Below are 3,416 nucleotides of genomic sequence, written 5' to 3' on the forward strand. Positions count from 1 at the left end.
ACGCACCGGCTATCCGGTCGACATGATCGAACCGGATCTCGATCTCGAGGCCGACCTCAGCATCGACTCCATCAAACGCGCCGAGATCGCGGGCGAGTTGGCGAGGCGACTCGGTGTCGCGGGCGCGGACACCGCCACCCTGGACGATGAGGAGCTGGAGGAGCTGGCCAAGGCGCGTACCACCGCCGCCGTCACCGACTGGCTCACCGCCCGTCTCGCGCCCGCGACCCCCGCGACCCGCGCACCGGCCGATGAACCGGAGCCGGTGGCCATGCAGGTGGCGGAGCCGGTGCCGGTGGCAGTGCCCGGTGTGGCTCCCAAGCGGATGCGGCTGGTGCCTGTGCCCCTCGGCGTACCGGACGAGGGTGCCGCCGCGCCGCCCGATCTGGCCGGTCGGCGTTTCGCCCTGCTCGGCGGGGACGGCGATGGGGTGGCCGAGGCGGTGGCCGCCCGCCTCGGCGAGCGCGGTGCCGAAGCCGTCATCCTCGCCGCCGGTCATCAGTTCACCGAGGACGACGGTCGGGTGGACGGTGTGCTGCTGCTCGATCCGCTGACCGCCTCCGGCGCGCCGGTGCTGCCCGAGGCGTTCACGGTCGTCCAGTCGGCGCTGCGGCGCGGCCCGCAGTGGCTGCTGGCGCTGCGCCGCACCGACCCGCTCGCCACGCGCACGGCCGGGCTGCGCGGGGTGTTCCGTACGGTGGCCAGGGAGTACCCCGACACGATCACCAGGCTGGTGGAGTTCCCAGTCGAGGCGACCGAACTCGCCGAGGCGGCCGGGTCTGCCGAGGTGGCGGGGTCTGCCGAGGCGGTCGGGGCCGCTGACGTGGCGGCGGGGTCTGCCGACGCGGCTGGATACGCCCGCGCGGCTGTGTCCGCCGAAACCGTGGCCAATGGGCTGCTCGACGAGTTGCTCGCCCCGGACCGTACGCCCGTCGTTCTGCGCGCTGCGGAAGGGCAGCGCCATCGGCTGGACCTCGTGGAGACCCCGCTGGGCCCGCTCGCAGGTTCGGGAGCCGGGCCCGCCGGGGACGGCGTGGCGGAGGCCGCCGCGCTCGGGCTGGACCGGGACGCGGTGGTGGCCCTGGTCGGCGGAGCCCGGGGCATCACCGCGCGGTTCGCCGCCACCCTCGCGTCCGCCGCCCGCTGCCGGATCGAGCTGCTCGGCCGTACGCCGGAGCCCGTCGGCCCCGAGGACCCGGCCACCGCCGGGGCCCGCGACGAGACCGCCCTGCGGGCGGCGCTCGCGGCCCGGGGCGGGCTGGGGCCCGCCGAGATCCAGCGGGAGGCCGCCCGGATCCTGGCGCGGCGCGAAGTGGTCGCCACCGCCGAGGAGTTGACCGCGCTCGGCGCCCGGGTCCGCTATCGCTCGGTGGATGTCCGCGACGCCGAAGCGGTGCTCCAGGCGGTGAAGCAGATCCACGCCGATCACGGCCGGCTGGACGGTTTGGTCTACGGGGCCGGTGTGATCGAGGACCGGCTGATCGCGGAGAAGTCCGCCGAGTCCTTCGAGCGGGTGTACGGCACCAAGGTGGAGGGCGCCCGGACGCTGCTGGACGCACTGGCCGAACTACCCGAACCCCCGGCCTTCGCCGTGTTGTTCGGCAGCATCGCGGCCGTCCTCGGAAACCGCGGCCAGGTGGACTACGCGGCGGCCAACGACGCGCTGGAGACGCTAGGTGCACGCTGGCGGGATCGCACCGGCGGCCGGGCGCTGACCGTGCACTGGGGCCCCTGGGCACCGGTCGGAGCCCACGGCGGGATGGTGACACCGGAGCTCGGCCGTGAGTACGCCCGGCGCGGCGTCTCGCTCATCGACCCCGAGGAGGGCACGCTGGCGCTGCTGCGCGAGCTCGCCTGGGGCGAGGAGTCCATGGGGTCCGTCGTCTACACCGCCTCGGGCTGGTGAGCGTGACGGACGAGCAGCCGCACCGGCAGCCGCCGGTGGCCATCGTCGGGATGTCTGTGCTGCTGCCCGGCTCGCCGGACCTGGACACGTACTGGCGCAACCTGGCCGGTGGCGTGGACGCGATCGGCGACGTCCCGGCCGGGCGGTGGGACCCCGGTTTCTACGCCCCGGACGGCGGTGGCGACACGCCGGCGGCGCCCGACCGGGTGTACTGCCGGCGAGGCGGATTCGTCGACGAGTTCGCCCGGATCGAGGCCGCCCGGTTCGGGATCATGCCGAACTCGGTGTCCGGCACCGAACCCGACCAGCTGATCGCCCTGGGTGTCGCGGCGGCTGCCATCGCCGACGCGGGCGGTGAGGACCGGCTGCCCGACCGGCAGCGGGTGGGCGTGGTGCTGGGCCGGGGCGGCTATCTCACCCCCGGGCTGGTCCGGCTCGACCAGCGGGTGCGCACCGCCCACCAGCTCGTACGGACCCTCGGCGAGCTGCTGCCCGACCTCGGGCCCGGCCAACTCGACCGCGTACGGGCGGCGTTCACCGAGCGGCTCGGCCCGGACCGGCCCGAGGCGGCCATCGGCCTGGTGCCCAACCTCGCCGCCTCGCGCATCGCCAACCGGCTCGATCTGCGCGGCCCCGCGTACACCGTGGACGCCGCCTGCGCCTCCTCGCTCGTCGCCGTCGACCAGGCGGTGGGGGAGCTGGCCTCGGGCCGGTGCGATGTGATGCTCGCGGGCGGGGTGCACCACTGCCACGACATCACCCTGTGGAGCGTCTTCTCCCAGCTGCGCGCGCTGTCGCCGAGCCAACGGATCCGGCCCTTCCACCGCGCTGCCGACGGTCTGCTGATCGGCGAGGGCACCGGTGTGGTCGTCCTCAAACGGCTCGCCGACGCACTCCGCGACGGCGACCGGGTCTACGCGGTGATCCGCGGCACCGGCGTGGCATCCGACGGCCGTGCCACCGGTCTGGTCAACCCGGACCCGGGCGGTCAGACCCGTGCCGTACGGCAGGCGTGGCGGGCCGCGGGCCTCGATCCGCGCGAGCCGGGTGCCATCGGGTTGCTGGAAGCGCACGGCACCGCGACGCCTGCCGGGGACACGGCCGAACTCGCCACGCTGGCGGAGGTTTTCGGCCCCGGTGGCATGTCGGGTGAGACGGCCGTCATCGGCTCGGTGAAGTCGATGATCGGCCACACCATGCCCGCCGCCGGTGTCGCGGGCCTGGTGAAGGCCGCCCTCGCGGTCCACCACGGCCGGTTGCTGCCCACCCTGCACTGCGACGACCCCCATCCGGCGCTGGCGGCCACCCGCTTCTCGGTGCTCGACGCGGCCAAGCCCTGGGATGCGCCCGTACGGCGCGCCGCCGTCAACGCCTTCGGCTTCGGCGGGATCAACGCCCATGTGGTGCTGGAGCAGCCGCCGCAGGTGCCGGAGACGCGGCGCGCCACGACCCTCGTCATCGAACCGGAGCGGGTGCTGGCACTGGCGGCGGACACCCCGGAGCGGCTGGC

2 protein-coding genes are annotated in these 3,416 nt (G+C 74.9%); both read left to right on the forward strand.

Annotation, left to right across the window (positions count from 1 at the left end; all coding sequences use genetic code 11):
• Window positions 1-1,906, forward strand: a 1,906-nt coding sequence (locus GWI24_RS42270; protein WP_210951326.1) for an SDR family NAD(P)-dependent oxidoreductase, incomplete at its 5' end; no start/stop codon positions are given.
• Window positions 1,907-1,956: 50 nt separating this feature from the next.
• A partial coding sequence (locus GWI24_RS42275; RefSeq protein WP_247617647.1) for a polyketide synthase occupies window positions 1,957-3,416 on the forward strand: 1,460 nt, incomplete at its 3' end.

This window comes from Streptomyces sp. MK37H, assembly GCF_018035285.1.
GTDB lineage: Bacteria > Actinomycetota > Actinomycetes > Streptomycetales > Streptomycetaceae > Streptomyces > Streptomyces endocoffeicus.